We start from the raw sequence: 25404 nt of genomic DNA, 5'->3' as shown, positions 1-25404 counted from the left end.
AGGGTAGCGACGTGACCAACTCCCCGACGATCCTCGTGTTTGATTCCGGCCTTGGCGGGCTCACGGTCCTGCGTGAGGTCGTGGCCGCACGCCCGGACGCGCATTACGTCTACGTCGCCGACGACGCCTTCTTCCCCTACGGCCACCACAGCGAAGACGAGATCATCGCCCGCGTCGTGCCGCTGATGGGGGAATTGATCCGCACGCATGATCCTGACCTCGTCGTCATCGCCTGCAACACGGCGTCCACCCTGGTCCTATCGCATCTGCGCGCCGCTTATTCCCTGCCCTTCGTCGGCACGGTGCCGGCGATCAAGCCGGCCTGTGCGCAGTCGAAGACCCGTCGCGTCTCCGTGCTCGGCACCAAGGGCACCGTGAAGCGCGAATACACCAAGGCGCTGATCCGCGACTTCGCGCAGGGCTGCGAGGTGACGCTGGTCGGCTCGCCCGAGCTTGCCTCGCTCGCAGAACGCGCCCTCGGCGGCAACCCGATCAGCGACGGCGACATCCTCGTCGAGCTCACCCCCTGCTTTGTCGGCAATCCGCAGGATGCGGGTGCGCGCACCGACACGGTCGTGCTTGCCTGCACGCATTATCCGCTGCTGCTCGAACGGCTGAAGACACTCGCGCCCTGGCGGGTCGACTGGATCGATCCGGCGCCGGCCATCGCCCGCCGCGTCTCGGATCTGCTCGGCACGCGCATTGGCGGCGTCGCGCAGTCGGGCGCGAAGATGATCTTCACGTCGAACCGCGTGCATGGCCTCGGGGCCATGCTGACGCCGTTCTTCGGCGGCCGCGTTCCCGCCTGACCTTGCGCCTCGACGGCGTGCTGCCAAAGCGTTTTCGCGCGAAGTGGATACCGGTTCGCGTAAAGGAAACGCGTCAAAACAAGAATCTAGAGCCCCGTTCCGATTCCATCGGAACGGAAATGGCTCTAGGCTTCGGCGTCGTCATCTTCGCGCAGGTCATCTCATGTCGGTCCCCTCAACGCCGCTCAACCGCCTCCGCCAATTGTGGAGCGAGGGGCGTCCCGCCTTCGGCGCGATCGCGACCATCCCGAGCGTGCAGATAGTGCAGATCATGGCGCGTTCGCTCGACTGGATCATCGTCGATCTCGAGCACGGACCGATCGGGCTCACCGAAGCGCACGCGATGATCGCGGCGACGACTGGCACGCCATGCACGCCGCTGGTGCGGATCGCCGCGAACGAACCATGGCTTGCGAAAGCGCCGATGGACATTGGCGCCTTCGGCATCAATTTCCCGATGATCACCAACCGCGCCGATGCCGAGAAGGCGGTGCGCAGCGTGCGCTATCCGCCGCGCGGCGATCGTCTGTGGGGGCCGTTCCACGCGCCGTTCCGCTGGGGCCAGTCGATGCCGGATTACATGGCTGCAGCCGATGACGAGATGATCTGCATGATCACCATCGAGCATGTCGAGGCCGTCAATCGCATCGACGAGATCATGTCCACGCCCGGCATCGATGTTGCGGTGATCGGCCCCGGCGATCTCGCCACCTCCATCAACAAGCGTGGACAGATGGACGATCCGGAGCTGCTCGAACTGATCGCACGCGCCGAGGCCGGTATCCTCCGAAGCGGCGTGCCGATCGGCGGCGCCGCCCGCACCGCCGACCAGGCCAACCGGCTGGTCGACCGCGGCTACCGTGCGATCGCGCTCGGCTTCGACTGGTCGCTCCTCCAGCGCGGCATCATGACCGCGTTCGAGGGCATCAGACGCTGAGCGGCTGGTCTTGCCGGGAACCGCGGCCCTGCTAGGGTCGGCTGTTCCAGGGAGAAAACAACCATGCTCAAAAAGACTTTGCTCGCTCTCGCCTTCACCGGCCTTGCCGTTGCGGCCTTCGCCCAGCAGCCCGGCATCAAACGCACCCCACTCCAGAAGGTCGAATTTCCGGATGGCTACAACACCGTGACCGCCATCGCGGAAGTCCCGGCGGGTGGCGCGGCCGGACGCCATACCCATCCCGGAATCGAAACCGGCTACGTGCTCGAAGGCGAACTCAATCTCCTCATTGACGGTCAGCCGGACAAAACTCTGAAAGCCGGTGATTCCTATCAGATCCCGGCAGGCTTCGTTCATGACGCCAAGGCCCATAGCGACAAGTCTTTGAAAGTACTTGGGGTTTATGTCGTCGACAAGACCAAGCCGCTGGCCTCCCCGGCGCCCTGATGCGGCGAACGGACCGGCCCCAAGCGGGTCGGTTCGTGCTAGAGCACGCGGCGAGGTCCCCCCTCGCCGCCCCCTTTCAGTCCGCGGGAACCGGAGAACGATGCGCGGTCAACCTAAGAACATTTCGCTGCCGCGCCGCCTGATTTGCGACCTCATGCGCGCCTCGATGGGCGTGCCCTTCATTTCGCTGTCCCGCTCGCTCCAGATCCGTCCCCTGCTCGAGGCCCGCGCTGGGGCGGCCACGCCAGCCGGCTGGGCGGCGATGTTCGTCAAGGCTTTCGCTATCGTTGCCAGGGACGAGCCGATCCTGCGCACAGTCTACGCCAAATGGCCCTGGCCGACGCTCTACGAGCTGCCCAAGAGCGTGGCGCAGGTGGCGATCGCCCGGGTCGAGGACGGCGAGGAATGCGTGCTGCCGCAGCGAATCGCGGCCCCGGAGGCCATGGCACTCGCGGCGGTCGATGCGGAGATCCGGCGCGCCAAGACGGCGCCGCTCGAGGACGTCCCGATGTTCCGCAAGATCATGCGGGCGACCCGCCTGCCGCTGCCGCTGCGGCGCCTGTCCTGGGCCGTGGGGCTCAATTTCGGCCGCCAGCGCGGCAACTGGTTCGGCAGCTTCGCGGTCAGCTCAGTCGCCGCCTATGGCGGCGGGAAACTCCATCCGATCACGCCGGGCCCCTTCATCGTCAGCTACGGGGTGGTCGAGCCCGACCAGAGCATCCACGTCGTGATCCGCTGGGACCATCGGGTGACCGACGCCGCCCCCATCGCCCGGGTCCTGACCCGGCTGGAACAAGTACTGAACACTGAAATCGCTAGCGAATTGCGGGCAGCCGGGCCAAAGCCGATAAGACAGGCTAAAGAATTGACAGCGAACCCCAAACTCCCCTAAAAGCCGCCTGCTCGCGGGCCGATTTCGGCCCGCGAAGCGTTTCGCGACCCGTGGTCTTGTCCCTTTAAGCTTTGGGGATCGGATCTGTCGGTGCCGGGCCTGGCCCGTCACACAGGAGGGCGCGTTTCCTCAAACCATTGAACCTGAAGAGGACGCGATGACTAAGCGCAGTGAGGCGAAGTACAAAATCGATCGCCGTATGGGCCAGAACATCTGGGGCCGCCCGAAGAGCCCCGTGAATCGCCGCGAATACGGCCCCGGCCAGCACGGCCAGCGCCGCAAGGGCAAGCTCTCCGACTTCGGCGTGCAGCTCCGCGCCAAGCAGAAGCTGAAGGGCTACTACGCCAACATCTCCGAGCGTCAGTTCCACGGCATCTATGTCGAGGCGAGCCGCCTCAAGGGTGACACCGGCGAGAACCTGATCGGCCTGCTCGAGCGTCGCCTCGACGCGGTCGTGTACCGCGCCAAGTTCGTTTCGACGATCTTCGCCGCGCGCCAGTTCATCAACCACGGTCACATCAAGGTGAACGGCCGCAAGGTCAACATCTCGAGCTACCAGCTCAAGGTCGGCGACGTGATCGAGGTCAAGGAAGCCTCCAAGCAGCTCGCCCACGTGCTCGAAGCCAGCCAGCTTCCCGAGCGCGACACGCCTGACTATCTCGAAGTCGACCACGGCAAGATGACCGCGAAATACGTGCGCATCCCCGGCCTCTCCGACGTGCCGTTCCCGGTGCAGATGGAGCCGCATCTGGTCGTCGAATTCTATTCGCGCTAAGATCTGAATATCGAAAGGCCCCGGTTCGCCGGGGCCTTTTTGCTAAGAGCCACACTTCAGTGGCCGTTTGCCTTCAGGAGGCGTCCCATGCTCTACACCCCTCCCCCTGTCGATCCCAAGGCGCCGCCGGTGCGCATCAATCTGCTTTCGGACACGCAGACCAAGCCGACGGCTGCGATGCGCGAGGCGATGGCGCGGGCAGAGGTCGGCGACGAGCAGGTCGGCGACGATCCGACCGTCAACGCGCTCTGCGAACGCGTGGCTGAGCTGCTGGGCAAGGAAGCTGCGGTCTACATGCCCTCAGGCACGATGTGCAACGTCACCGCGACGCTGGTGCATTGCCGCCCCGGCGACGAGATCCTCGCGCACGAGACCGCGCACATCATCGCCCGCGAAGGCGGCGCGCATGCCGCGATCGGCGGCTTCCAGGTGACGCAGCTCAAGGGCGCCGACGGCCAGTTCACGCCGGAGACGTTTCGCAAGGCGCTGCATCCGCGCACGCGCTACCAGCCGCCGCAGACCGTCGTCAGCGTCGAGCAGACCGCCAATATCGGCGGCGGCACGATCTGGAAGAAGAAAGCGCTCGACGAGATCGTCGCGATCGCGAAGCAGCACGGCCTCATCACCCACATGGACGGCGCGCGCCTGCTCAACGCCACCGTGGCGAGCGGCATCTCCCCGCGCGAGATGACGGCGGGGTGGGATTCGGCCTGGATCGACTTCTCCAAGGGCCTGGGCGCGCCGATCGGCGGCGTGCTGGCGGGCTCGCGCGCCTTCATCGACGCGGTGTGGCAGTGGAAGCAGCGCCTCGGCGGCTCGATGCGGCAGGCCGGCGTCTGTGCCGCCGCCTGCATCTACGCGCTCGACCACCACGTCGAGCGCCTCGCCGACGACCACGCCAATGCACGTGCGCTCGCCCGCGGACTGTCGCAGATATCAGGCATCGAGGTGCAGGAGCCCGAGACCAACCTTGTGTTCTTCAAGCCCGACGGCGCCGGCATCGCCGGCGACAAGATGGTCGCGGCGCTACGCCAGCGCGGCGTCACGCTCGCGATGATGGACGGTCGCATCCGCGCCTGCACCCATCTCGACGTCAACGCGAGCCAGATCGAGGAGACGATCGGCCACGTCCGCGAGATCGTGCGCGGGGCGTAGCTACCGCCCCATCGCCTGATAGATCAGCGTCTTCAGCGCCAGTTGAATCCGGCCGCGTTGCGACGGGGTCTGCACCATGAAGATCCCGAACAGATCGTCTTCGGGATCGATGAAGAAGAACGTGCCGCCAACGCCGTCCCAGCGATATTCGCCAAGCGGCCACGAGGTGCCCGGCGGCACCGAAGTGCGCACGGCGAAGCCGAGGCCGAAGCCGGAACTCCCGCCCGGATAATAGTTCTGGTCGCGCGCTACTCTGGTCTCGGGTCCGATATGATCCGAAGCCATCAGCGCAATGGTTTCGGGCTTGAGATAGCGTCGGCCTTCATAGGTCCCGCCATTGAGCAGCATCTGCGCAAAACGGGCGTAGTCGCCGATCGTGCCGACCATGCCGCCGCCGCCCGATTCCCATTTCAGCGGCCCCCTGATATTGCGGAGCCGCGTCGTCGGATTGATGTTGCGGTCCTCCGGCATCGGTTCGGCAATGCGCGGGAATTTGGCGGGATCGGCGACGAAGAACGCCGTCTCGTTCATGCCGAGCGGATCGAGCAGCCGCTCCTTCTCGAACTGCAGCAATGTCTTTCCGGAGATCACCTCCACGATGCGGCCGAGTACGTCGGTGGAAAAACCGTAGTCCCAGACTGTGCCGGGCTGCTCGGCCAGCGGCAGTGTCGCGATCTTCGCGACGAACTCGGCATTGCTCAGTTCGCTGTTGAAAAGGTTGGCGTCGGCATAGAGCTCGCGCACCGCGCCTCCGCCATGATAGCCGTAAGGCACCCCGGAGGTGTGCCGCAGCAGATCCTTGATTGTAACCGGACGATTGACCGGCTCGAGCCCCAGCGCGATCTTGCCATCCTCAGACTTCTTCTCGACGCCGACCTTCATGTCGGCGAAGGCCGGAATGTATTTCGAGACGGGATCGTCGAGCGCGAGCTTGCCCTCCTCGACCAGCATCATCGCCATGACTGACGTGATCGGCTTCGACATCGAATAGAGGCGGAAGATCGTGTCCGCACTCATCGATATCTCGGTCGCTACATCGCGGACGCCGAAATTCTCGTAATAAACCGGCTTGCCGTGCTGCTGGAGCAGCAGGATCGCGCCCGGAAACTTGCCGGATGCGACCTCGTTCCTGATGTAGTCGGAGACTTTTGCCAGGCCTTCAGGCGAGAGATTGTGCGCGGGGCGCCCCTCAGGACTTGCCTTCGCACCGAATGCACCGGCCAGAAGGACGAGCGCCGCGATGAATGCGCGGCGCCCGCACATATCACTTCTCCATGGCTTCATAGACCAACTGCTTCAGTGTCCGCTGCACGCGCTGGCGCTCGGTCGGGGTCTGCTCCAGCAGGACGAAGAACATATCCTGCTTGGGGTCGATCACGAAATAGCAGCCGGAGGCGCCGTCCCACTTCAATTCGCCGAGATCGCCGGGCGGCGGCGGCTTGGCGTTACCGGGATCGGTGCGGACTGCGAGGCCGAGCCCGAAACCGAAACCGTCGCCGGGGAAGTAGTAATAGTCGCGATTGACGCCGGAGCCCGGACCGATCTGATCGGTCACTGTCAGCTTGAAGGTCTCGGGCTTGAGGATGGTCTTGCCCTCGAAGCTGCCACCGTTGAGCAGCATCTGCGCAAAGCGCTCATAGTCCGCCATGGTCGAGACCATGCCGCCGCTGGCCGACTGCCATTTCTTGACGACGGTCGGATCGTTGATCCGGCCGACCCGGAAATCGCTGTCGTTCGGCACCGGTTGCGCCAGGAGCTTCTGCTTCTCGGGATCCGTGACGAAGAAGCCGGTGTCGACCATGCCGAGCGGACCGAGCAGCTTCTCCCGCTCGATATCGAGCAGCGGCTTGCCGGCCGCGATCTCCATGACGCGCGCCAGGATGTCGGTGGAGTGGCCATATTGCCAGAGCGCGCCAGGCTGGTTGTGCAGCGGGAGCTTGGCGATGCGCTCGGCGAACTCGGCGAGGTCGAAATCGCCGGCATAGATGTTGGCGTCGCGATAGGCCTTGCGGACCAGGCTGTCGCCATAGAAGCCATAGGTGATGCCCGAGGTGTGCGTCATCAGGTCGTGCACCGTGATTGGCCGGCTCAGTGGCACGAGCTCGAGCGACTTGGTGCCGTCCTCGGCCTTCTTCTCGACGCCGACCTTCACATTGGCGAAGGACGGAATGTATTTGGAGACGGGATCGTCGAGCTTGATCTTGCCGTCTTCAACCAGTTGCATCGCGACGACAGCGGTGATCGCCTTGGTCATCGAGAACAGGCGGAAGATCGTCTTGTCGGTGATCGGCGCCTTGCTGACCACGTCCTGCACGCCGAAAGCTTCGTGATAGACCGACTTGCCGTGCTGCTTGATCAGCACGGTTGCGCCGGCGATCTTGCCGGTCGCGACCTCGTTCTTGAAGAACTCGCTGACCTTGGCGAGCTTCGCCTGATTGAAATGCGCGCCGGCTGGGATCTCGTAGGTCCCTTCCGCTCGTGCGAACGACATCGCGCCAAGCGACATCAGCGCGCCGCAAAGCAACACGCACAGTCCAGAACGTGCAATCATATCCCCTCCCCGGAACATGGTCCGGCGGAGTGTACTGGCGGCGTCAACGGGCACAAGGGCTGCCGTACCCCGCCAAAATGTCTGCGTGGAGACCGGCGCTTCGCTCCGAGAAACAACAAAATATGATCCGGGTGACCGAGGGCGCAGCCGGTAGGGCCTCTATCGTCGCATGGACCGCAATCTTCGCGGCCTGGTCGGCGGGAAAGTGATACACGCCGGTCGAGATCGCGGAGAACGCCAGCGAGTTCAGCTGATTAGCCCGGCAGAGCTCAAGAGCGCGGCGATAGCAGGAGCGCAGCGCCTCCGCCTCACCGCGGCCGCCGCCGTGCCAGACCGGGCCGACCGCGTGGATCACATGGCGCGCGGGCAGACGGTAGCCTTTGGTGATCTTGGCATCGCCGGTCGGGCATCCCCCGAGCGTCCGACATTCGGCGACGAGCTCGGGCCCGGCTGCCCGGTGGATAGCACCATCCACGCCGCCCCCGCCAAGGAGCAACGTGTTGGCCGCGTTGACGATAGCGTCAACGCTCAGTGTGGTGATGTCAGCAACAATGACCTCGAGTTCGGCGCCGCCGATGCGGCGCGTCAGCTGGGTCATGTATCAGGCCGCGACGACGACGCCCTTCTCGGAGAAGAGCTGCTGCAATTCGCCGGCCTGGAACATCTCGCGGACGATGTCGCAGCCGCCGACAAACTCGCCCTTCACATAGAGCTGCGGGATGGTCGGCCAGTTGGAGAAGGTCTTGATGCCGTCGCGCAGTTCGGCGGATTCGAGGACGTTGAGGCCCTTATAGCCGACGCCGAGGTGGTCGAGGATCTGCACGACCTGGCCGGAGAAACCGCACTGCGGAAATTGCGGCGTACCCTTCATGAACAGAACCACGTCGTTCGACTTCACTTCGTTGTCGATGAATTCCTCGATGCTCATATCCGTGTCCTTCTGGGGCGGAGCCCTCACCAATCGCTTCGGGTCGGCTCAGCCGATCTAACCCGATACTTGCCTATATATGTAGCCCAAACCGTTGTGCATCCAAAGTAAAATGGCGGCGAACTGTGCCGGGGCAGCCGGCCTGGGGGCTCCGGGCCGATGGGCTGATGACACTAATATTAACGCAGGAGAGGACTTTTATCCCGTTACGTAGGCCCCATTTAGGACGAACCCCGGTTTTGGAACCGGGTGGCGCCAACAACGTTCTCTCGTCTTGTCTGGAGAAAAACGTGACGAAACAAGCCTCCGCTACGGCCACCTCCCCGCTTTCGTCACGGTCGGCCGATTTGGGCGGCCTCGCCCGGAGGCTGGAAGACGCGTATCTCGCCGTCCGTAACGAGACCGAGCGCCGCGCCGCGCCGTTGTCGCCCGAGGACCAGCAGATCCAGTCCATGCCCGATGCGAGCCCCACGAAGTGGCACCGGGCTCACACCACCTGGTTCTGGGAGCAATTCCTGCTCGGCGAGCATTCTTCGGATTACCGGCCCTTCCACCCCGATTTCGCATTCCTGTTCAACTCTTATTACGTCAGCGCCGGCCCGCGTCATGCCCGGCATCGCCGCGGCGACATCACCCGCCCGAGCGCCGATCAGGTCGGCGCCTACCGCAGCCATGTCGATGCTGCGGTCGTAAAGTTCTTCCGCGAGGCCGGCGAGGACAAGCTTTGCGAGATCGCGCCGCTGATCGAGGTCGGACTCAATCACGAGCAGCAGCATCAGGAATTGATGTTCACCGACATCCTGCACGCCTTCGCGCAGAACCCGATCCCGCCTGCCTACGATCCGGACTGGCGCTTCCCGGCCGCGACACGCACCAGTGGGGACTGGCTGATGCTGAACGAGGGCATCCACACCGTCGGCCATGTCGAGGACAGCTTCCATTTCGACAACGAGAAGCCCGCCCATCGCGCCCTGGTCGGCCCCGTCAAGGTCGCGCGCAATCTCATCACCAATGGCGAGTGGCTCGCCTTCATGCGTGACGGCGGCTACCGGACCGCAACCCTGTGGCTGATGGACGGCTTTGCCACCGTGAACAATGAGGGCTGGGAAGCCCCGGGCCATTGGCGCGAGATCGACGGCCAGTGGCACGTGATGACGCTGGCCGGCCTCAAGCCGGTCAATCCAGACGCGCCGGTCTGCCACATCAGCTATTACGAAGCCGACGCCTTCGCCCGCTGGGCCGGAAAACATTTGCCGACCGAGATGGAGTGGGAGGTCGCGGCGCGCACAGGCGCGCTCAATGATGCCTTCGGCATCGTCTGGCAATGGACCCGCAGCTCGTACTCCCCCTACCCCGGCTATCGGGCCGTCGAAGGCGCACTCGGCGAGTACAACGGCAAGTTCATGGTCAACCAACTCGTGCTGCGCGGCTCCTCCCTTGCAACCCCGGAAGGGCACAGCCGTATCACGTACCGCAACTTCTTCTATCCACACCACCGCTGGCAGTTCACGGGACTGCGGCTCGCCGACTACGACTAGAGCATGATCCGGAGGTTTTCCCAAAGATCATCCTCAAACAATAACCTAATGCGCAATCTCATCGCGCCTTAGGTCTCATCCGACGACAACCGCGCGCCGGACAGCGCGTTCAGGAGAGTATCATGAATGTGCACGCCAGCGCTTTGGCCGAAGCCCATCTCCCCGACGAGCAGACGACCACCTTCGCCCGCGAGGCCATCGAAGACCTCTCGCAGCAGCCGAAAAAGCTGTCGCCGAAATATTTCTACGACGCGGCCGGATCGGAATTGTTCGAGGCGATCACGCGCCTGCCGGAATATTATCCGACGCGCACCGAGCTTGCGATCCTGAAGGAGCGCGGCAGCGAAATCGCGAAAATTATTCCGGAGCATGCGGCGCTGGTGGAGTTCGGCGCCGGCGCGACGACGAAAGTCCGCCTGCTGCTCAACCATTGCAAGTTCGCGACCTATGTGCCCGTCGATATCTCCGGCGACTTCCTGAAGGTGCAGGCGAACGGCCTGAAGCGGGACTTCCCGTCGCTCGGCATCTATCCGGTAGCGGCCGACTTCACCACGCCGTTCGAGCTGCCGAAGGCGGCAGCATCACAGCCCAAGGTCGGCTTCTTCCCGGGCTCGACCATCGGCAATTTCGAGCCGCACGAAGCGCAGGCGTTCCTGAAGAGCGCGCGCGAGATTCTGGGCCAGGGTGCGCTGATGATCATCGGCGCCGACCTCGAGAAGGAAGAGCGCGTGCTCCACGACGCCTACAACGATGCGGCCGGCGTCACCGCGCGCTTCAACCTCAATGTGCTCGTGCGCATCAACCGCGAGCTCGGCGGCAATTTCGATCTCTCCGCCTTCACCCATCGCGCGATCTACAATCGCGAGCGGCACCGCATCGAGATGCACCTGATCAGCAGAAAGAGCCAGACCGTGCGGCTGCTCGGCACCAGCTTCTCGTTCCGGCCGGGCGAGAGCATCCATACCGAGAACAGCTACAAATACAGCATCGAGCGTTTCGCCGCGCTGGCGCAGGGCGCTGGCTGGCAGGTGCGCGAGAGCTGGACGGATGCGGCCAGGATGTTCTCGGTGCACGCGCTGGAAGCTGCGGAGTGACGGGGCGCCGCTAGGGGCGCTCGGCCTCGATCGTCATGGTTGAGGGCTTGCGCGCCTGACCGGCCGGGATACCGCCGGTCGTCGTGACCACGACAGCGTTGCCGTCGATCCTGACGTCGCCGTTCCAGCGGTCGCCAAGCGCGACGCTGCGGATGGTGGTGAGGTTCAATCGCTCGTAGGGCTTGCCTTCGCCATCGAAGGCGCGCGCCGGTTCGGCCGTGAGAAGATGCAGCGAATAAAACACGCCCGACCCGCCTCCGCTGTAACTCGTGATGACGACGAGCAACTTGTTCGCGGTCATCCCGATATAGCGATAGGCCTCCTCTTCGGTGAGACCTTTGTCGCCCGGACTGGCCCTGCGCTGCGCGACCCAGGCACCGTTGCGCTTGATCGGATCGGCATAGAGATTGCTGCCGGTCGCGGCCCTGACATCGATCGTGACGATGATGCTGCCGGAATCGGCGAGATCGCCGTCGCCCATGTCGCGGAAAACGTTCGGCGGGACCGACTCGCCGCCGACCGTAAAACGCTGCCGAAGCTCGTCGATCGTGCCTGGGCTTCCGGCACCGGCAATCGGACCAGCCAGCGTGACAAAACATGCCAGCAGAAGCGTGAACTGAAGTCTCACTGAAACCTATGTCGGCAGAGAGCGGTTCGTCGTTAGACGCTTCCCGGCCGCGCGCGGTTCAATGCTCCTCGGCCTCCTGCGGCGTCGACCCCAGCGACACCGTCTCCCACACCGCGACCACGATCATGATCGCGCTCGTCGCGACCGACAGCCAAAGCGGCGACAGCTCCGATGCAAACCAGCTTAGCACCAGCAGCAGGATGATGCCGATGCCGTGCGACAGCTGCAGGAAGCCGCGGATCGAGTACTTGAACAGGATGGTGCCGACCAGGAACACCAGCGGGCCGCCGATCGTGCTCACGATCGTCTTGATGTCGGAATGGCCGGCTGGATGCTTGAGCACCAGTTCGTCCGACACCGCCGTCAGGATGATGCCGGCGATGATCGGCATGTGCAAATAGGTGTAGGCGAGCCGCGCCAGCCGGCCGGATTCGGCAGACTTGGAGATGCGCTCGGAGCCGGCCTCGGCGCCCTTGTGGAAATAGACCCACCACATCGCGATGGCGCCGACCAGCGCCGAGACGAAGGCGAGGATGTTGTCAGTGGTCCAATCCAACTCGGCAAAGGTCGCGCCGTTGACGACGACGGCTTCACCGAGTGCGATGATGATGAAGCCAGCGCAGCGCTCGGCCATGTGGCCGCCTTCGACGGCCCAGGCCTCGACCGACGAGAATCCCAGCTTCGGGACCCAGAAGCGAACCGCCGGCGAGATGTATTCGATCGTCAGCGCCACGATCCAGAACCACAGCCTCTCCTCCCCGTGCGCGAGACCGCCAAGAATCCAGAAGACCGCGGAGCCGGAGAGCCAGACCAGGATGCGGATCGCGTTGTGCCGGACCGCCGTTCGATGGCGCGGGGTCGCAAACAGCCAGAAGGCGGTGCGTCCGACCTGCATGGTCGCATAGGCAATGGCAAACCAGAGACCTCGGCCGTCAAAGGCGGTCGGGATCGTCGTCGACAGCACGAGGCCGCCCAGCATCATCAGGAAAAGCAGGATGCGGACCGGCGTCAGCTCGGGATTGAGCCAGTTGGTGACCCAGGCCGTATAGACCCACACCCACCACACCGCCAGAAACAGCAGCGTGACCTCGACCGCGCCGAGCGGCGTGAAATGGTGCAGCAGCGCGTGCGAGATTTGCGTGACGGCGAAGACGAAGACCAGGTCGAAGAACAGCTCGGCATTGGTGACGCGGCTGTGCTGGTTCGGCAAGACGACACGAAACATCGCGCCGCGCGGATTGTCCGCAGCCATCGTCGTCCCCTCGCAGCGCCGTCAGATCAGGTCCCGGGCACGCCGGTTTGCAGCGCCAGCGCGTGCAACACGCCGCCCATCTGGCCGCGCAGGGACTGATAGACGATCTGGTGCTGCTGGACGCGGGACTTGCCGCGGAAGGATTCCGCGATCACGGTCGCGGCATAGTGGTCGCCATCACCGGCGAGGTCACGGATCGTCACCTCGGCATCGGGGATCGCTGCCTTGATCATCGCCTCGATATCGTGGGCGTCCATGGGCATTCGGGTCTTGCTCCTTGTCTCGGCTGAGAATCAGCCTCGTCGTCGAATCGCTGCCGGGTCCCCGGACCGGCACGGCCAAACTTAGCGTGAACGGCCTTCTACGTCACGCCTTGAGGCACTATATCCGTGATCCCACCGGGATAAAGGCACGACAAAGTGCCGCGCGCGGCAGATTGATCGAAAAGGCGTGAAGTCATGAAGCTTCCAGGGCCCGACCACCCCATCACCATCACCCAAAACCCCCGGCGCGTCCGCGTCACCGCGGGCGACGTCGTAATCGCGGAGACCACCAAGGCGCTGGCGTTGAAGGAGGCCAAGTATCCGGCGGTGCAATATGTGCCGCGGGAGGACACCAATATGGCGCTACTCGAGCGTACCGACCGCACGACCCATTGCCCGTACAAGGGCGACGCGAGCTATTACAGCATCAAGGCCGACGGCAGGACGCTGGACAATGCGATCTGGACCTACGAGACGCCCTTCCCGGCGATGACGGAGATTTCCGGCCACCTCGCCTTCTATCCGGACAAGGTGAAGATCGAGGAAGTGGGGTAGGCTTGGAGTCGTCATGCCCGGGCACAGCCGTCCGAAGGAGGGCGTCGCTTGGCTCGCCTATGTCCCAGGCATCCACGTTCTTTGTCATGCGCGGAAATGCGTGGATGGACCGGGACAAGCCCGGCCACGACGGCGTGAACCGACGCAGCCCCGCTACACCCTGAATATGGTGAGCCCCAGTATCAGCAGCACCAGGAAGATCACGACGAAGATATAGAACAGGAAGCGGGCAATATCGGCCGAGGCGGCCGAGACGCCGGTAAAGCCGAGCACGCCGGTGACGATCGAGATCAGCAAGAAGACCAACGCCCATTTCAGGATCGTCATCGGCAACTCCGACTTAAGGCCGCAGCTTGCGGCTCTCAACCTGTACGTGGGGGCTAACTTCGCTGCACGGAACTGGTTCCTGGCGCTGCACACCGCCAGGCCACGGCACAAACTGCGCTTGCTGAATCGGGTTCCCGGCGGCACAGTCCGGCCCGGGCAGGAGCGCAATCGGGGCGACCGTGATGACGATGTCACATTCCGCGACAATCGGCGCAGAGGTGCACGCCGCACCGAAGAGCAAGGCGCGCAATCTGTCGATCGACCGCGCCCGCACTTTCCTGACACTCGTAGTGCTGCTGCACCACGCCGTCATCCCTTATACCCATTTCGGTCACACCGATCCGGCGTCCTGGATCGGCTTCGACGTCGTCGTGCTCGCCACCGACAGCTTCTTCATGGCGATGTTCTTCTTCCTGTCGGGACTTTTCACGTGGTCGGGCATCGCGCGCAAGGCGCCACAGGTCTTCCTGCGCGATCGCCTGTTGCGGCTCGGACTACCGTTCGCGATCGCGGCCTTCACCGTCATTCCGCTCGCCTATTACGCGATCGCGCTGCAGCAGAATACCGAGCTGACCTTCGCGGCGTTCTGGTGGAAGACCGTGACGGTGGGCCCGTGGCCGAGCGGCCCAATCTGGTTCGTGTGGGTGCTGCTCGCGTTCGACCTGACCGCGAGCGTGCTCTACCGGGTGTCGGCGCATCTGGTCGATCCGGTCAACCGGGTGTCAGTTCGAGGTTTTGAGCAGCCGGCCGTATTCTGGCTGCTGCTCGTCGTGGTCACGGCCATCGTTTACGTGCCCGCGCTGGTCTATTTCGGTGCCAACAGGTGGTTCGAGTTTGGCCCGTTCTCGGTGCAGGCGAGCCGCATCCTGCTCTACTTCGCCTATTTCTTCATTGGCGTAAGCGTCGGTGCCGCGAACTTCGACCGCGGCGTGCTCAGCGCGGCCGGCCGATTGCCGAGGAGCCGGTGGCTGTGGGTGGTCGCGACGCTGATCCCCTATTGCCTGATGTGGTGCATGATCTACATCAAGCGAGGAATCCTGGGGAATCCGGGCGTGCTGCCGGACTGGTACCAGGCGATCTACGGCACGTTCTTCGTGCTGTTCTCGGCCGCTATCCTGCTCGCGATCCTCGCCTTCTTCCTGCATTCGAAATCGCCGGGGCCGAACCTGCTCGACCGCATGCAGGCGGATGCCTACGGCATGTTCCTGGTGCACTACCCGATCGCGCTGTGGATCCAGTACGCGCTGTTCGACTACGGACTGCCGGCGATCGTGAAGGCGGCGATCGGCTTCGTGCTCACGGTGATCCTGAGCTGGGGCCTGACGGCGGCGCTGCGGAAGATCCCGGGCGCCTCGCACGTGTTGTGAGGCGTCCGTAGCCCGGATGAGCGCAGCGATATCCGGGACCGCGTCGACAACGACCCGGATGTCGCTTCGCTCATCCGGGCTACGGTCTGAAAACTCGGCGGCGCCCTAGGCCGCCTTCCCGCCCATATATTCCGGCAGCCAGCTCTCGAACGATCTCCGCAGCGTGTCGATCGCAACGGGCGCTTCACCCGCGATCGCGATCGCGTCGCCGCCGGTGGTGCCGATCCGCACGCAGGGCACCTCGCAGCCGCGCATCTTGGCGAGCACGCGGCCGGCGTCCGCTTCCGGCACGGTGACGAGATAGCGTGCCTGGTCCTCGCCGAACCAATAGGCGTGCGGCACGAGCGCGGCCGGCGCCGCGAGCAGCTTCGCGCCGATGCCGCTCGCCATCGCCATTTCGGCGAGCGCGATCAGGAGGCCACCGTCGGAGAGGTCGTGCACGGCGGTTGCCGTGCCCGCATGGATCATGCCGCGCACGCAGTCACCATTACGCTTCTCGGCGGCGAGATCGACCGGCGGCGGCGCGCCTTCCTCGCGACCGCAGATGTCGCGCAGGTACATGGACTGGCCGAGCCAGCCATGGGTTTCGCCGACCAGCAGGATCGCCTCGCCTTCCGCCTTGAAGGCCAGCGACGCGGACTTGGTGAAATCGTCGAGCAGGCCGACGCCGCCGATCGAGGGCGTCGGCAGGATCGCGCGGCCGTTGGTCTCGTTGTAGAGCGAGACGTTGCCGGACACGACCGGGAAGTCGAGCGTGCGGCAGGCTTCCGAGATGCCCTTCAGGCAGCCGACGAACTGGCCCATGATCTCGGGCCGCTCCGGATTGCCGAAATTGAGATTGTCGGTGATCGCGAGCGGCTTGCCGCCGACCGCGGTGATGTTGCGCCAGGCTTCCGCCACCGCCTGCTTGCCGCCCTCGAACGGATCGGCCTCGCAATAGCGTGGCGTGACGTCGACGGTCAGCGCCAGCCCCTTCGGCCCATCCTGCACGCGCACCACGGCGGCATCGCCGCCGGGCCGCTGCAAGGTGTTGCCGAGAATGACGTGGTCGTACTGCTCCCAGACCCAACGCTTGCTGCACATATCAGGCGTGCCGATCAGCTTCTCGAGTGCCGCACCGACGCCCACCGGCGCCTGCACGTCGCGGGCATGCACGATCGGCAGCGCTGCGGAGGCGACATGCGGACGGTCATAGACCGGCGCCTCGTCACCGAGCTCCTTGATCGGCAGATCGGCCATGACGTCGCCGCCATGCTTGACCACGAAGCGCTTGCTCGGCGTGGTGTAGCCGACAATGGCGAAATCGAGCCCCCACTTCGTGAAGATCGCCTCGGCTTCCTTCTCCTTCTCGGGCTTGAGCACCATGAGCATGCGCTCCTGGCTCTCCGAGAGCATCATCTCGTAGGCACTCATGCCGGCCTCTCGGGTCGGCACCGCGTCGAGATCGAGATCGACGCCGAGGTCGCCCTTGGCGCCCATTTCGACCGCCGAGCAGGTCAGGCCCGCCGCGCCCATGTCCTGGATCGCGATGACGCAGCCCTTCTCCATGATCTCGAGGCAAGCCTCCAGCAGCAGCTTCTCGGCGAAGGGATCGCCGACCTGCACGGTCGGGCGCTTCTCCTCGGACTTGTCGTCGAACTCGGCCGAGGCCATCGAGGCGCCGTGGATGCCGTCGCGGCCCGTCTTGGAGCCGAGATAGACGATCGGCATGTTCACGCCGGACGCCGCCGCGTAGAAAATCTTGTCCGCGTCGGCGAGACCGACGGCCATCGCGTTGACGAGGATGTTGCCGTCATAGCGGGTGTGGAAGCGCACCTGGCCGCCGACCGTCGGCACGCCGAACGAATTGCCGTAGCCGCCGACGCCGGCCACGACGCCGGAGACGAGATGCCGCGTCCTGGCATGTTCGGGCGCACCGAAGCTGAGCGCATTGAGACACGCGATCGGGCGCGCCCCCATGGTGAAGACGTCACGCAGGATGCCGCCGACGCCGGTGGTCGCACCCTGATAGGGCTCGATGTAGCTCGGGTGGTTGTGGCTCTCCATCTTGAACACAACCGCCTGGCCGTCGCCGATGTCGATCACGCCGGCATTCTCGCCGGGGCCCTGGATCACCCAGGGGGCCTTGGTCGGCAGGCCGCGCAAATGAATGCGCGACGACTTGTACGAGCAGTGCTCGTTCCACATCGCCGAGAAGATGCCGAGTTCGGTGAAGGTCGGCTCCCGCCCGATCAGCTTCAGGATCCGCTCGTACTCGTCGGGCTTGAGCCCGTGGGCGGCAACCAGTTCGGGGGTGATCTTGGGTTCGTTCTTCATGGATTCGGGGCTTTCGGCGGGGTTGGCCGTTCTTAGGAACATCGAGGGGCTTGGAAAAGCCCTTTATGACGCATTTTCCCGCTGTCCCACGTTTTGCAGACGGGGTCGGCGGGAACGGGAATTGCAAGGCGCTGACGGATCGGATTTAAGGGCAAAAGACCCGTAATTGAAGGCCCATTTCCTTGCACGAATTGACCAAAGTCCCCTCCACCCGCCGGCCCGACCTGCACATGGCCACCGAAGGTGAGTTCAAGGGCTGGCGAACCTGGATTCGCGACAGTTTTGAGACCCATATCGGCCCGTTCTGGCACAAGATCGAGGACGACGGCAGCGTGCGCGCGGCCTTCCGGGTCGAGAAAAAGCACCTCAATGGCGGCGGCAACGTCCATGGCGGCTGCTTCATGGCCTTCGCCGACTATTGCCTGTTTGCGATCGCCACCCACGAGCTGGATGGGCCGGCGGTGACCACCAATTTCGCCTGCGATTTCCTCGACGCGGCACGCGAGGGCGAGCTGATCGAATGTGTGGGCGAAGTGTCCCGCGCCGGGGGCTCACTGATCTTCCTGCGGGGCAAGCTGACGTCCGGCGGGCGGCCGCTATTCACCTTCTCCGGGACGATCAAGCGGGTGAAGCGGAAGCCGGCACTGCAGCCAAACGCATAGCTCGACACCTTCCCTTTTCGCGCCCCCTCGCCCAGACTTGCGCCGAGCGCTTTCGCGCCGGGGAGCAAGTACAAGGTGCCGCAGAGCACATCGCCGACGGGCCGCACCGCGGCCTCCGCATCATCGCCGTTGCCGTCCATCACCGCCGCCGGCGCGCGCAACTGGCGCGACTACGCGCTATTGTTCGCGCTCGCCTGTTGCTGGAGCTCGACCTATCCGCTGGCCAAGCTCGCACTGGACACGATCCCGCCGATCACCTTCATCTCGGCACGCTCGCTGATCGCCGCCGCCTTCCTGTTCGCGATCCTGTGGATGCGCGGCATCAGCCTGCCGACAGATCTGAGGGCCTGGAAGCTGTTCGCGGTCCAGCAGCTGATCAACTCGACGGTCCCGTTCCTGATCATCACCTGGTCGCAGCAATATGTGCCCGCGTCGAACACGGTGGTGCTGGCCTCGACGACGCCGATCTTCGCCTTCCTGATCACCTCGCTGATCACGCGGCACGAGCCCGCGACGCTCTTGAAGCTTGTGGGCGCGATCCTGGGGCTTGCAGGCACAATCGCCATCGTCGGCCTCGATGCGCTGCGCGGCTTCGGCAGCGAGATTATTGCAGAGGTCGCGATCCTGCTCGCGACTATCTCGTTCGCCTGCGCGACGATCTTCGGCCTGCGGCTGTCCGAGTACGACCCGATGGTGGTGGCGACCGGCTCGCTGCTGTTCGGCGGCCTCGTGCTGCTGCCGCCTTCGCTGATCATCGACCAGCCCTGGACGTTGCACCCGACATCGACGGCGATCGTCGCCACCATTGTCATGGGGATCGTCTCCAGCGCGCTTGGGCTGTTGCTGTTCTACATGTGCCTGGGCCGGCTCGGCACACTGACGACGAACGCGCAAGGCTATTTGCGCATCCCGATCGGCGTGGGGCTTTCTGTGCTGCTGCTCGGCGAGAGCGTGCCGTCGAACCTGGCGCTGGGCCTGCTGCTGATCATGGCTGGCGTCGCCGCCATGACGGTGCCGGCCGAACGGCTGAAGCTGCGCTAGTGCAGAATGTTATTGCTTGGCGTCGTCCGCCAGCATCTTCCTGTACTTCTCGACGTCGCGCATCACGAGCTTCTGAAGCACCTCGGGCGTGTGCTCGTCGGGATCGGGCGCAACGGTCGACAGATCGGCAAAGCGCTTCTTCACCGCATCGGTCTCCACCGCCGTGCGCGCGGCGGCGTTCAACTTGGCGATGACGGCAGGCGGCGTGCCCTTGGGCGCGAACAGGCCGTTCCAGCCCTGCGCCTCGAATTCGGGGAGGCCCGCTTCAGCTGATGTCGGCAGCTCCGGCAGCGTAGCGAGCCGCACGGTCGAGCCGACAACGAGCCCCTTCACCAGCTTTTCGTTGATCGACTGCGAGACCGAGGCCGCCGCATCGCAGACACCGTCGATCTGGCTGCCGACCGCGTCGGTCAGCGCGGGCGCCGCGCCGCGATAGCCGACCAGCGTCGCGTCGATCCCGCCGGCCGTGACGAAGCTCTTGCAGATCAGGTAATTCGACGATCCGACGCCGGCGTGGCCGAGATTGATCTTGCCGGGATTGGCCTTGGCGTAGGCGATGAACTCCTTGAGGTCGTTCGCCGGAAAATCCTTGCGGAGCGCGATGATGCCGAACGTCTTGGCCACCATGGCGATCGGTGCGAAGGACTCAGGCGTGAACGGGAGCTTCGGATAGATCGTGTAGGTCGCGGCGTTGGTGCCGGCATTGCCGATCGCGATGGTGTAGCCGTCCGGCTCGGCGCGGGAAGCACGCGCCAGCGCGGTCGAGCCACCGGCGCCGGCGACGTTCTCGATCACGATGGTCTGGCCGAGCGCGATACCCATTTGCTCGGCGACCGTGCGCGCGATCACGTCCGAGGTGCCGCCGGCCGCGAACGGCACGATCATGGTGATCGGACGCTTGGGGAAATCCTGCGCGAACGCGGCAGTCGCCAGCGAAAGCGCCGCGACCGCGACCAGAGACCGCTTCACCACGAATGAAATCACGCGGCCTTTTCCAGATGCTGGACGAGGCCGGCGAACAGGCCGCGGCCGTCGGTGCAGCCCATGATGTCTTCGACGTGGTTTTCGGGATGCGGCATCATGCCGAGCACGTTGCCCCTGTCGTTGACGATGCCGGCGATGGACTGGGCGGCGCCGTTGATGTTGGAGGCCTCGTCGACCACGCCGTCGGCGGAGCAGTAGCGGTAGAGCACGCGCCCCTCGCCTTCGAGCCGCTTGATAGTCTCTTCATCCGCCTCGTAATTGCCCTCGCCATGGGCGACCGGCACACGGATCACCTGCCCGGCATTGTAACCGCGGGTGAACGGCGTGTCGGAGCGCTCGACGCGCAGATGCACGTCGTGGCAGATGAATTTCAGCCCCGCATTGCGCATCAAGACGCCCGGCAAGAGGCCGGACTCGCAGAGGATCTGGAAACCGTTGCAGACGCCGAGCACGAGGCCGCCCTTCGCCGCATAGTCACGCACCGCATCCATCACCGGCGCCCGCGCCGCAATCGCTCCGCAGCGAAGATAGTCGCCGTAGGAGAAGCCGCCCGGCACCACCACGAGGTCGGTGCCAACAGGCAGCGACGTTTCGGCGCGCCAGACCATCGCGGGCTCGTGGCCCGAGATGAGCTTCAGCGCACGAGCCATGTCGCGATCGCGATTGATTCCGGGGAAGACGAGGATGGCGGCTTTCATCAGAGCAGCTCGACCCGGTAGTTCTCGATCACGGTGTTCGCGAGGAGCTTGTCGGCGGCTTCCTTCAGCACCACTTCGGCCTTGGCCTTGTCCGCGCCGGCGAGCTCGATGTCGAACACCTTGCCCTGGCGGACGCTGGCGACGCCGTCGACGCCGAGCGACTTCAGCGCGCCTTCGATGGCCTTGCCCTGCGGATCGAGGATACCCGTCTTCAGGGTAACGGTGACACGTGCCTTCACGTCGATAATCCCTCTTAGCTCTTCACCAGCACCGGGCCCGAGCCCACCGGCCGCTCGTTCTCCATGAGGATGCCGAGACGTTTTGCGACTTCGGTATAGGCCTCCAGCAGCCCACCGAGATCCCTGCGGAAACGGTCCTTGTCGAGCTTCTCGTTCGACTTGATGTCCCACAGGCGGCAAGAGTCCGGCGAGATCTCGTCGGCGACGATGATACGCATCATCTCGTTCTCGAACAGACGGCCGCACTCCATCTTGAAGTCGACGAGCCGGATGCCGATGCCGAGGAAGAGACCAGTGAGGAAGTCGTTGACACGGATGGCGAGCGCCATGATGTCGTCGATCTCCTGCGGCGTCGCCCAGCCGAAGGCAGTGATGTGCTCTTCCGACACCATGGGGTCGTTGAGCTGGTCGTTCTTGTAGTAGAATTCGATGATTGAACGGGGCAGCTGCGTGCCCTCCTCGATGCCCAGGCGCTGTGACAGCGAGCCGGCGGCAACGTTCCGCACCACCACCTCGAGCGGCACGATCTCGACCTCACGAATCAACTGCTCGCGCATGTTGAGGCGGCGGATGAAATGGGTCGGCACCCCGATGTCGTTGAGGTGCTGAAACAGGTACTCCGAGATCCGGTTGTTGAGGACACCCTTGCCCTCGATCACCTGATGCTTTTTCGCATTGAACGCGGTGGCGTCATCCTTGAAGTGCTGGATCAGGGTACCGGGCTCCGGACCTTCGTAAAGAACCTTTGCCTTGCCTTCATAAATGCGACGCCGACGGCTCATGGGGATGTACCGTGTTTTGTTGAAATCCATGTGTTTGGTGTGCTCCGGTTACTAGGACTACGACCCACAGCGGAGCTGCCGTGAACGGCCCGGAACCCGCGGAAACAGAACGGGAACCAAGCCTTCAGGCAACCTATCCGATTGGCTGTCCCAGCACAATCGATCCAGCCGTCCGGCGCCAACTTATACCGTCTTGCCTGCGACTTAACGGCTCGTTGTTTTGCCGATTCGTGCCCTCTATCTAGGCATGCGCCGGGGCCCCCGCAACGAGGGCCCGCCGGGTCCAGTCACCAGGGAATTGGAAGAGGCATGAGCGAGTTCAACAAGCGCGAGGAAGGTTTCGAGAAGAAGTTCGCCCTCGACGAGGAGCAGAAATTCAAGGCGGAAGCCCGCCGCAACCGGCTGCTTGGGCTCTGGGCTGCCGAAAAGCTCGGAATCACCGGCGAGGCCGCCACGGCCTACGCCAAGGAAGTGGTTGCGGCCGATTTCGAGGAAGCCGGCGACGGTGACGTCCTGCGCAAGGTCATGGCCGATTTCGCCGCCAAAAACGTCGCCCTCACCGAGCAGGCAATTCGCACCAAGATGAGCGAGCTGATCGCGGTGGCGGCGGCCGAGGTGAAGGCTGGGAAGTGACGCGAAGCGTCATTCCGGGGCGCGCGATAACGCGAACTCTGGTGCGCCGTTGCGCACCTGAGAATCTCGAGATTCCGGGGTCGGTCCTGCGGACCGCCCCGGAATGACACGAGGGATCACCCCTCTTTGAACCCGTACTCCGGCACGTTGCCGCTCGCGCCGTAGTATTTGTACGGCAGGAATTTGCCGCTCATGGTGATCTTGACGCGGTCGCCTTTCGGATTGGCGACGCGTTCCAGCGCCATGTCAAAGTCGATCGCCGACATGATGCCGTCGCCGAACTCCTCCTCGATCAGCGCCTTCCAGGCCGGACCGTTCACCATCACCATCTCATAAAAGCGGTAGATCAGGGGATCGGTCGGCGGCATCGGCGTGCCGGTGCCGCGCATCGGTACCTCGTTGAGCATCGCGGTCTCTGCCTTCGACAGGCCGAACAGCTCGCCGGCGTTGGCGGCCTGCGGCTTCGTCAGCTTCATCTGGCCGAGGATCGCGCCGACGATCAGCACCTCCGAATAGCCGCCGACCTTGTCGCAGATGTATTTCCAGCTCCAGCCTTTCTCGCGCTTGATGTCGAGCAGTTTTTCGGTGAGGTCTTCGCGTTTCATGTCAGGGTCTCCCTTGGCTACGCATTGTGTCGCGCCGGTCTGTTCCCTCCGGGGAAGCGAGATAGAAGCAACGCCGTTGCGTGCCGCTTTGGGAGGCACGAAACGTGCCAATGGATGAGGTCAGGGCCTCGCACCCGCGCCCTCGCCTCGCGCGGCAAAGTCTCCGTGAATCGCTTGATCGCCTTGATCGAGGTCAGCGGCTCGCTCGCAGCGAGCTAAGCTCGAAGTCGGCGGCCTGCTTCTCGATAAAGGTCTTCGGGCAATCGGCTGCAGCCTGGCCGAACGGCTTCAACGCCTCTTCCTTGGAACCGCGTTGCAGTGCGCGCTCTGCAATATAGAAATTAGCCTCGCAGACCCGCTCGTTCTTCTTCCTCGGATCGCGGTCGTCGGCCGCGTCGAGCACTTGCTCCAGCGTCATCGTGCCAAGAAAGAGGTTTACAATCGGCGCAGGCCATTTCGTAGCGTCCAGCTGCCTTGCAGCCTCGCTAAGCTGGCTCGGTTGATCACTGCGCTTTGCAACAATTTCGCGCCACAACACTGGATAAGCGCTTTTTGGACTGAGCTGGATCGCTTGATCCAGGTCGGTCAACGATTTGGCGAATGAAGCACTCTGCCAATGAACCCTAGCAGGATGAAAGTAGGCGCGCGCATCCCGGGGATTGATCTGCAAAATCCTATCGTAGTCCTCGACCGCACGATCGAAATTTCCTTCGATCACGTATGTGATGGCTCGCTGGAAAAGAGCGTTTATGTACTTGGGATTAAGGCCGATCGCTCGATCAAATTCGGCCAGAGCAAGTTTGTTGTCACCCTTGGCGAGGTAGATCTGACCGCGACAAAATTGGCCAGCTCCATCCTGCGGGCTGATCTCGATCGCTCGATTGCAGTCAGCTATGCCGCGATCCGGCTCGCCTTTGACGTTGTAAGCGAGGCCTCGGTCGACATGCGCTATGACATTGTCCGGATGGATCCGAAGGCCTTGATCATAATCAGCGATGGCGCGGTCAATATCTCCTTTGGTTTGGTAGATTCGGGCACGCCCCAGATGGGCATATACCGCCGTGGGATCAAGCTCGACGACCTTGTCGTAGTCCGCAAGCGCAGCATCGGTATCTCGCCTCGCAACGTGCGCAAAAGCTCTCTGAAGACGGACGTTCAAATTGCCTGGATCGTGCTCGATGATCTGGTCGTAATCAGCGATCGCAAGGCCGATCTCACCTTTTTGGCGGTAAAACATGGCGCGACGGAAGTGCGCCATGATCACACTTTGCTGCATGGCCGTCGCCGCCTGAATGATAGCGGTGCAGCCCGCAATGCGATCATCGAGGTTGAAATTGCCGACCGTGTTGCACTTTGTAGCCAAGGGCAATTCCGCGCGCGCGGCCGATATGTCGATCAAGGTCGTCAGCGCCAAAGCACTCACGCCTGCTACTGCACCAACGAGCGCGCGGCCTGTCATTCCAAACATGCAGTCCCCAACTCAATTCACGGGGACTGTCATAGCAACCGATTGCACTCCCGCACAGCCCTCGGTTGCGGCGCCCGCAAACCGCCGCGCGCCCAAGGTTATGCCGTTTCTGCGATCATCCTCTGCAGTCGCACCAGCTCCGCTTCGAGGTCGCGCTCCACGTCCGCCGCCCTGATCTCCATCACGCGATAATCGCGCGCCTCCAGCCAGGTCCGCCGCGACGCGCGGTCGGCGGCGATCGTCTCGCCCTCGCCCGGGTTCACCAGCTCGATCGCAATCCGGTGCGGGAACGAGACGAAGTCCGGGATGTGCCGGCCGACCGGGGTCTGGCGCTTGAACTGGCCGGCGAAGCGGCGGTCGCGCGTCAGGGCCTGCCAGAGCAGGCGTTCGGCGTCGGTCGGGTTGCGGCGAAGCAGGCGGGCGAGGCCGCGCACCGTCGAGCCGCTGTCGGGCACTCC

The 25404-nt window shown here is 64.0% G+C and carries 29 protein-coding genes; 13 read left to right on the top strand and 16 right to left on the bottom strand.

All coding sequences use genetic code 11. The annotated features are described in order from the left end of the window. The first annotated feature begins 11 nt into the window (after nucleotides 1-11). From murI to AC629_RS24650, 6 genes are all read left to right on the top strand, one after another. Nucleotides 12-809, top strand: a complete 798-nt coding sequence (murI, locus tag AC629_RS24675) for a glutamate racemase (protein ID WP_084807543.1) — start codon at nucleotides 12-14, stop codon at nucleotides 807-809. Nucleotides 810-972: 163 nt separating this feature from the next. Beyond that, the gene (locus tag AC629_RS24670) at nucleotides 973-1746 is read left to right on the top strand and encodes an HpcH/HpaI aldolase family protein (RefSeq protein ID WP_084807542.1); all 774 of its coding nucleotides are present in this window, start codon (nucleotides 973-975) and stop codon (nucleotides 1744-1746) included. A 63-nt stretch (nucleotides 1747-1809) separates the two neighbouring features. Next, a complete protein-coding gene (locus AC629_RS24665; protein ID WP_084807541.1) occupies nucleotides 1810-2193 on the top strand; it encodes a cupin domain-containing protein in 384 nt (127 codons plus the stop codon). A 100-nt stretch (nucleotides 2194-2293) separates the two neighbouring features. Then, nucleotides 2294-3085: an acyltransferase gene (locus AC629_RS24660; protein ID WP_084807540.1), complete on the top strand. Its 792-nt coding sequence runs from the start codon at nucleotides 2294-2296 to the stop codon at nucleotides 3083-3085. A 157-nt stretch (nucleotides 3086-3242) separates the two neighbouring features. Further along, nucleotides 3243-3860, top strand: coding sequence for a 30S ribosomal protein S4 (gene rpsD / locus AC629_RS24655; protein WP_014494148.1), 618 nt, complete (start codon nucleotides 3243-3245; stop codon nucleotides 3858-3860). A gap of 87 nt (nucleotides 3861-3947) precedes the next feature. After that, nucleotides 3948-5015, top strand: coding sequence for a threonine aldolase family protein (locus tag AC629_RS24650; protein WP_084807539.1), 1068 nt, complete (start codon nucleotides 3948-3950; stop codon nucleotides 5013-5015). Here the strand turns inward: AC629_RS24650 and AC629_RS24645 are convergent, their stop codons facing one another. Genes AC629_RS24645 through grxD form a run of 4 tightly spaced genes read right to left on the bottom strand, consistent with a single transcriptional unit; the run spans nucleotide 5016 to nucleotide 8494 of the window. After that, nucleotides 5016-6278, bottom strand: a complete 1263-nt coding sequence (locus AC629_RS24645; RefSeq protein WP_084807538.1) for a serine hydrolase domain-containing protein — start codon at nucleotides 6276-6278, stop codon at nucleotides 5016-5018. It abuts the gene before it with no gap. A 1-nt stretch (nucleotide 6279) separates the two neighbouring features. Further along, nucleotides 6280-7566 carry a serine hydrolase domain-containing protein gene (locus AC629_RS24640; protein WP_084807537.1) on the bottom strand — a complete coding sequence of 429 codons (1287 nt, stop codon included), beginning with the start codon at nucleotides 7564-7566 and terminating at the stop codon, nucleotides 6280-6282. A 43-nt stretch (nucleotides 7567-7609) separates the two neighbouring features. After that, nucleotides 7610-8164 carry an O-acetyl-ADP-ribose deacetylase gene (locus tag AC629_RS24635; RefSeq protein ID WP_084807536.1) on the bottom strand — a complete coding sequence of 185 codons (555 nt, stop codon included), beginning with the start codon at nucleotides 8162-8164 and terminating at the stop codon, nucleotides 7610-7612. A 3-nt stretch (nucleotides 8165-8167) separates the two neighbouring features. After that, nucleotides 8168-8494: a Grx4 family monothiol glutaredoxin gene (gene grxD, locus AC629_RS24630; protein ID WP_084807535.1), complete on the bottom strand. Its 327-nt coding sequence runs from the start codon at nucleotides 8492-8494 to the stop codon at nucleotides 8168-8170. Nucleotides 8495-8733: 239 nt separating this feature from the next. Here grxD and egtB point away from each other — a divergent pair, with 239 nt between their 5' ends. Continuing rightward, the gene (gene egtB / locus AC629_RS24625; RefSeq protein ID WP_084807534.1) at nucleotides 8734-10032 is read left to right on the top strand and encodes an ergothioneine biosynthesis protein EgtB; all 1299 of its coding nucleotides are present in this window, start codon (nucleotides 8734-8736) and stop codon (nucleotides 10030-10032) included. Between the two features lie 122 nt (nucleotides 10033-10154). Further along, on the top strand, nucleotides 10155-11126 hold the full coding sequence (egtD, locus tag AC629_RS24620) for an L-histidine N(alpha)-methyltransferase (RefSeq protein WP_084807533.1): 972 nt from the start codon (nucleotides 10155-10157) through the stop codon (nucleotides 11124-11126). A gap of 10 nt (nucleotides 11127-11136) precedes the next feature. Here egtD and AC629_RS24615 read toward each other — a convergent pair whose 3' ends face one another. From AC629_RS24615 to AC629_RS24605, 3 genes are read right to left on the bottom strand one after another with little or no spacing between them, the layout of a single operon-like run. Continuing rightward, nucleotides 11137-11754, bottom strand: coding sequence for a hypothetical protein (locus AC629_RS24615; RefSeq protein ID WP_084807532.1), 618 nt, complete (start codon nucleotides 11752-11754; stop codon nucleotides 11137-11139). 58 nt (nucleotides 11755-11812) lie between these two features. Further along, nucleotides 11813-13006 carry a low temperature requirement protein A gene (locus AC629_RS24610; RefSeq protein WP_084807531.1) on the bottom strand — a complete coding sequence of 398 codons (1194 nt, stop codon included), beginning with the start codon at nucleotides 13004-13006 and terminating at the stop codon, nucleotides 11813-11815. A 26-nt stretch (nucleotides 13007-13032) separates the two neighbouring features. Beyond that, complete coding sequence (locus AC629_RS24605; protein WP_074117880.1) at nucleotides 13033-13269, bottom strand: BolA/IbaG family iron-sulfur metabolism protein; 237 nt, start codon at nucleotides 13267-13269, stop codon at nucleotides 13033-13035. Nucleotides 13270-13464: 195 nt separating this feature from the next. Here AC629_RS24605 and AC629_RS24600 point away from each other — a divergent pair, with 195 nt between their 5' ends. After that, the gene (locus AC629_RS24600) at nucleotides 13465-13824 is read left to right on the top strand and encodes a DUF427 domain-containing protein (RefSeq protein WP_084807530.1); all 360 of its coding nucleotides are present in this window, start codon (nucleotides 13465-13467) and stop codon (nucleotides 13822-13824) included. 153 nt (nucleotides 13825-13977) lie between these two features. Here AC629_RS24600 and AC629_RS24595 read toward each other — a convergent pair whose 3' ends face one another. After that, a complete protein-coding gene (locus AC629_RS24595; protein ID WP_084807529.1) occupies nucleotides 13978-14151 on the bottom strand; it encodes a DUF1328 domain-containing protein in 174 nt (57 codons plus the stop codon). A 188-nt stretch (nucleotides 14152-14339) separates the two neighbouring features. Between AC629_RS24595 and AC629_RS24590 the strand changes: the two genes are divergently transcribed. Beyond that, nucleotides 14340-15518, top strand: a complete 1179-nt coding sequence (locus AC629_RS24590) for an acyltransferase family protein (RefSeq protein WP_210419104.1) — start codon at nucleotides 14340-14342, stop codon at nucleotides 15516-15518. 105 nt (nucleotides 15519-15623) lie between these two features. On the opposite strand, the gene purL is transcribed toward AC629_RS24590, so the two are convergent. Then, nucleotides 15624-17834, bottom strand: coding sequence for a phosphoribosylformylglycinamidine synthase subunit PurL (gene purL / locus AC629_RS24585; RefSeq protein ID WP_084807527.1), 2211 nt, complete (start codon nucleotides 17832-17834; stop codon nucleotides 15624-15626). A gap of 182 nt (nucleotides 17835-18016) precedes the next feature. Here purL and AC629_RS24580 point away from each other — a divergent pair, with 182 nt between their 5' ends. Together AC629_RS24580 and AC629_RS24575 are read left to right on the top strand one after the other, a co-directional pair. Further along, entirely contained in the window at nucleotides 18017-18496 is a 480-nt protein-coding gene (locus tag AC629_RS24580) for a PaaI family thioesterase (RefSeq protein ID WP_084807526.1), read from the top strand. 75 nt (nucleotides 18497-18571) lie between these two features. Continuing rightward, a complete protein-coding gene (locus tag AC629_RS24575; RefSeq protein ID WP_084807525.1) occupies nucleotides 18572-19537 on the top strand; it encodes a DMT family transporter in 966 nt (321 codons plus the stop codon). Between the two features lie 9 nt (nucleotides 19538-19546). Here the strand turns inward: AC629_RS24575 and AC629_RS24570 are convergent, their stop codons facing one another. Genes AC629_RS24570 through purC form a run of 4 tightly spaced genes read right to left on the bottom strand, consistent with a single transcriptional unit; the run spans nucleotide 19547 to nucleotide 22240 of the window. After that, on the bottom strand, nucleotides 19547-20521 hold the full coding sequence (locus AC629_RS24570) for a tripartite tricarboxylate transporter substrate binding protein BugD (RefSeq protein ID WP_084807524.1): 975 nt from the start codon (nucleotides 20519-20521) through the stop codon (nucleotides 19547-19549). Then, nucleotides 20518-21219: a phosphoribosylformylglycinamidine synthase subunit PurQ gene (purQ, locus tag AC629_RS24565; protein WP_084807523.1), complete on the bottom strand. Its 702-nt coding sequence runs from the start codon at nucleotides 21217-21219 to the stop codon at nucleotides 20518-20520. Before purQ ends, AC629_RS24570 begins: the two co-directional genes overlap by 4 nt. Next, nucleotides 21219-21458, bottom strand: coding sequence for a phosphoribosylformylglycinamidine synthase subunit PurS (gene purS / locus AC629_RS24560; RefSeq protein WP_084807522.1), 240 nt, complete (start codon nucleotides 21456-21458; stop codon nucleotides 21219-21221). The genes purQ and purS overlap by 1 nt, the downstream gene beginning before the upstream one ends. A gap of 14 nt (nucleotides 21459-21472) precedes the next feature. Then, complete coding sequence (purC, locus tag AC629_RS24555; protein ID WP_208866972.1) at nucleotides 21473-22240, bottom strand: phosphoribosylaminoimidazolesuccinocarboxamide synthase; 768 nt, start codon at nucleotides 22238-22240, stop codon at nucleotides 21473-21475. Nucleotides 22241-22549: 309 nt separating this feature from the next. Between purC and AC629_RS24550 the strand changes: the two genes are divergently transcribed. Then, entirely contained in the window at nucleotides 22550-22873 is a 324-nt protein-coding gene (locus tag AC629_RS24550) for a DUF1476 domain-containing protein (protein ID WP_084807521.1), read from the top strand. A gap of 116 nt (nucleotides 22874-22989) precedes the next feature. Here the strand turns inward: AC629_RS24550 and cynS are convergent, their stop codons facing one another. The 3 genes from cynS to AC629_RS24535 form a co-directional block, all read right to left on the bottom strand. Next, complete coding sequence (cynS, locus tag AC629_RS24545; protein WP_084807520.1) at nucleotides 22990-23478, bottom strand: cyanase; 489 nt, start codon at nucleotides 23476-23478, stop codon at nucleotides 22990-22992. A 193-nt stretch (nucleotides 23479-23671) separates the two neighbouring features. Continuing rightward, nucleotides 23672-24946: a tetratricopeptide repeat protein gene (locus AC629_RS24540; protein WP_245331988.1), complete on the bottom strand. Its 1275-nt coding sequence runs from the start codon at nucleotides 24944-24946 to the stop codon at nucleotides 23672-23674. Between the two features lie 98 nt (nucleotides 24947-25044). Then, nucleotides 25045-25404: endonuclease domain-containing protein (locus AC629_RS24535; protein ID WP_143199408.1), on the bottom strand; the 360-nt coding region annotated here is incomplete at its 5' end.

It is taken from the genome of Bradyrhizobium sp. NAS80.1, assembly GCF_001908205.1.
Lineage (GTDB): Bacteria > Pseudomonadota > Alphaproteobacteria > Rhizobiales > Xanthobacteraceae > Bradyrhizobium.
The sequence above is the reverse complement of the archived record's forward strand: the minus strand, read 5'-3'. Positions and strand labels throughout refer to the sequence as shown.

Coding starts and splice junctions, on each gene's coding strand:
- AC629_RS24670 (WP_084807542.1), top strand. CDS start 973: ATGTCGGTCCCCTCAACGCCGCTCAACCGCCTCCGCCAATTGTGGAGC.
- AC629_RS24665 (WP_084807541.1), top strand. CDS start 1,810: ATGCTCAAAAAGACTTTGCTCGCTCTCGCCTTCACCGGCCTTGCCGTT.
- AC629_RS24660 (WP_084807540.1), top strand. CDS start 2,294: ATGCGCGGTCAACCTAAGAACATTTCGCTGCCGCGCCGCCTGATTTGC.
- rpsD (WP_014494148.1), top strand. CDS start 3,243: ATGACTAAGCGCAGTGAGGCGAAGTACAAAATCGATCGCCGTATGGGC.
- AC629_RS24650 (WP_084807539.1), top strand. CDS start 3,948: ATGCTCTACACCCCTCCCCCTGTCGATCCCAAGGCGCCGCCGGTGCGC.
- AC629_RS24645 (WP_084807538.1), bottom strand. CDS start 6,278: ATGTGCGGGCGCCGCGCATTCATCGCGGCGCTCGTCCTTCTGGCCGGT.
- AC629_RS24640 (WP_084807537.1), bottom strand. CDS start 7,566: ATGATTGCACGTTCTGGACTGTGCGTGTTGCTTTGCGGCGCGCTGATG.
- AC629_RS24635 (WP_084807536.1), bottom strand. CDS start 8,164: ATGACCCAGCTGACGCGCCGCATCGGCGGCGCCGAACTCGAGGTCATT.
- grxD (WP_084807535.1), bottom strand. CDS start 8,494: ATGAGCATCGAGGAATTCATCGACAACGAAGTGAAGTCGAACGACGTG.
- egtD (WP_084807533.1), top strand. CDS start 10,155: ATGAATGTGCACGCCAGCGCTTTGGCCGAAGCCCATCTCCCCGACGAG.
- AC629_RS24610 (WP_084807531.1), bottom strand. CDS start 13,006: ATGGCTGCGGACAATCCGCGCGGCGCGATGTTTCGTGTCGTCTTGCCG.
- AC629_RS24605 (WP_074117880.1), bottom strand. CDS start 13,269: ATGCCCATGGACGCCCACGATATCGAGGCGATGATCAAGGCAGCGATC.
- AC629_RS24600 (WP_084807530.1), top strand. CDS start 13,465: ATGAAGCTTCCAGGGCCCGACCACCCCATCACCATCACCCAAAACCCC.
- AC629_RS24595 (WP_084807529.1), bottom strand. CDS start 14,151: ATGACGATCCTGAAATGGGCGTTGGTCTTCTTGCTGATCTCGATCGTC.
- AC629_RS24590 (WP_210419104.1), top strand. CDS start 14,340: ATGTCACATTCCGCGACAATCGGCGCAGAGGTGCACGCCGCACCGAAG.
- purL (WP_084807527.1), bottom strand. CDS start 17,834: ATGAAGAACGAACCCAAGATCACCCCCGAACTGGTTGCCGCCCACGGG.
- purQ (WP_084807523.1), bottom strand. CDS start 21,219: ATGAAAGCCGCCATCCTCGTCTTCCCCGGAATCAATCGCGATCGCGAC.
- purC (WP_208866972.1), bottom strand. CDS start 22,240: ATGAGCCGTCGGCGTCGCATTTATGAAGGCAAGGCAAAGGTTCTTTAC.
- AC629_RS24550 (WP_084807521.1), top strand. CDS start 22,550: ATGAGCGAGTTCAACAAGCGCGAGGAAGGTTTCGAGAAGAAGTTCGCC.
- cynS (WP_084807520.1), bottom strand. CDS start 23,478: ATGAAACGCGAAGACCTCACCGAAAAACTGCTCGACATCAAGCGCGAG.
- AC629_RS24540 (WP_245331988.1), bottom strand. CDS start 24,946: ATGTTTGGAATGACAGGCCGCGCGCTCGTTGGTGCAGTAGCAGGCGTG.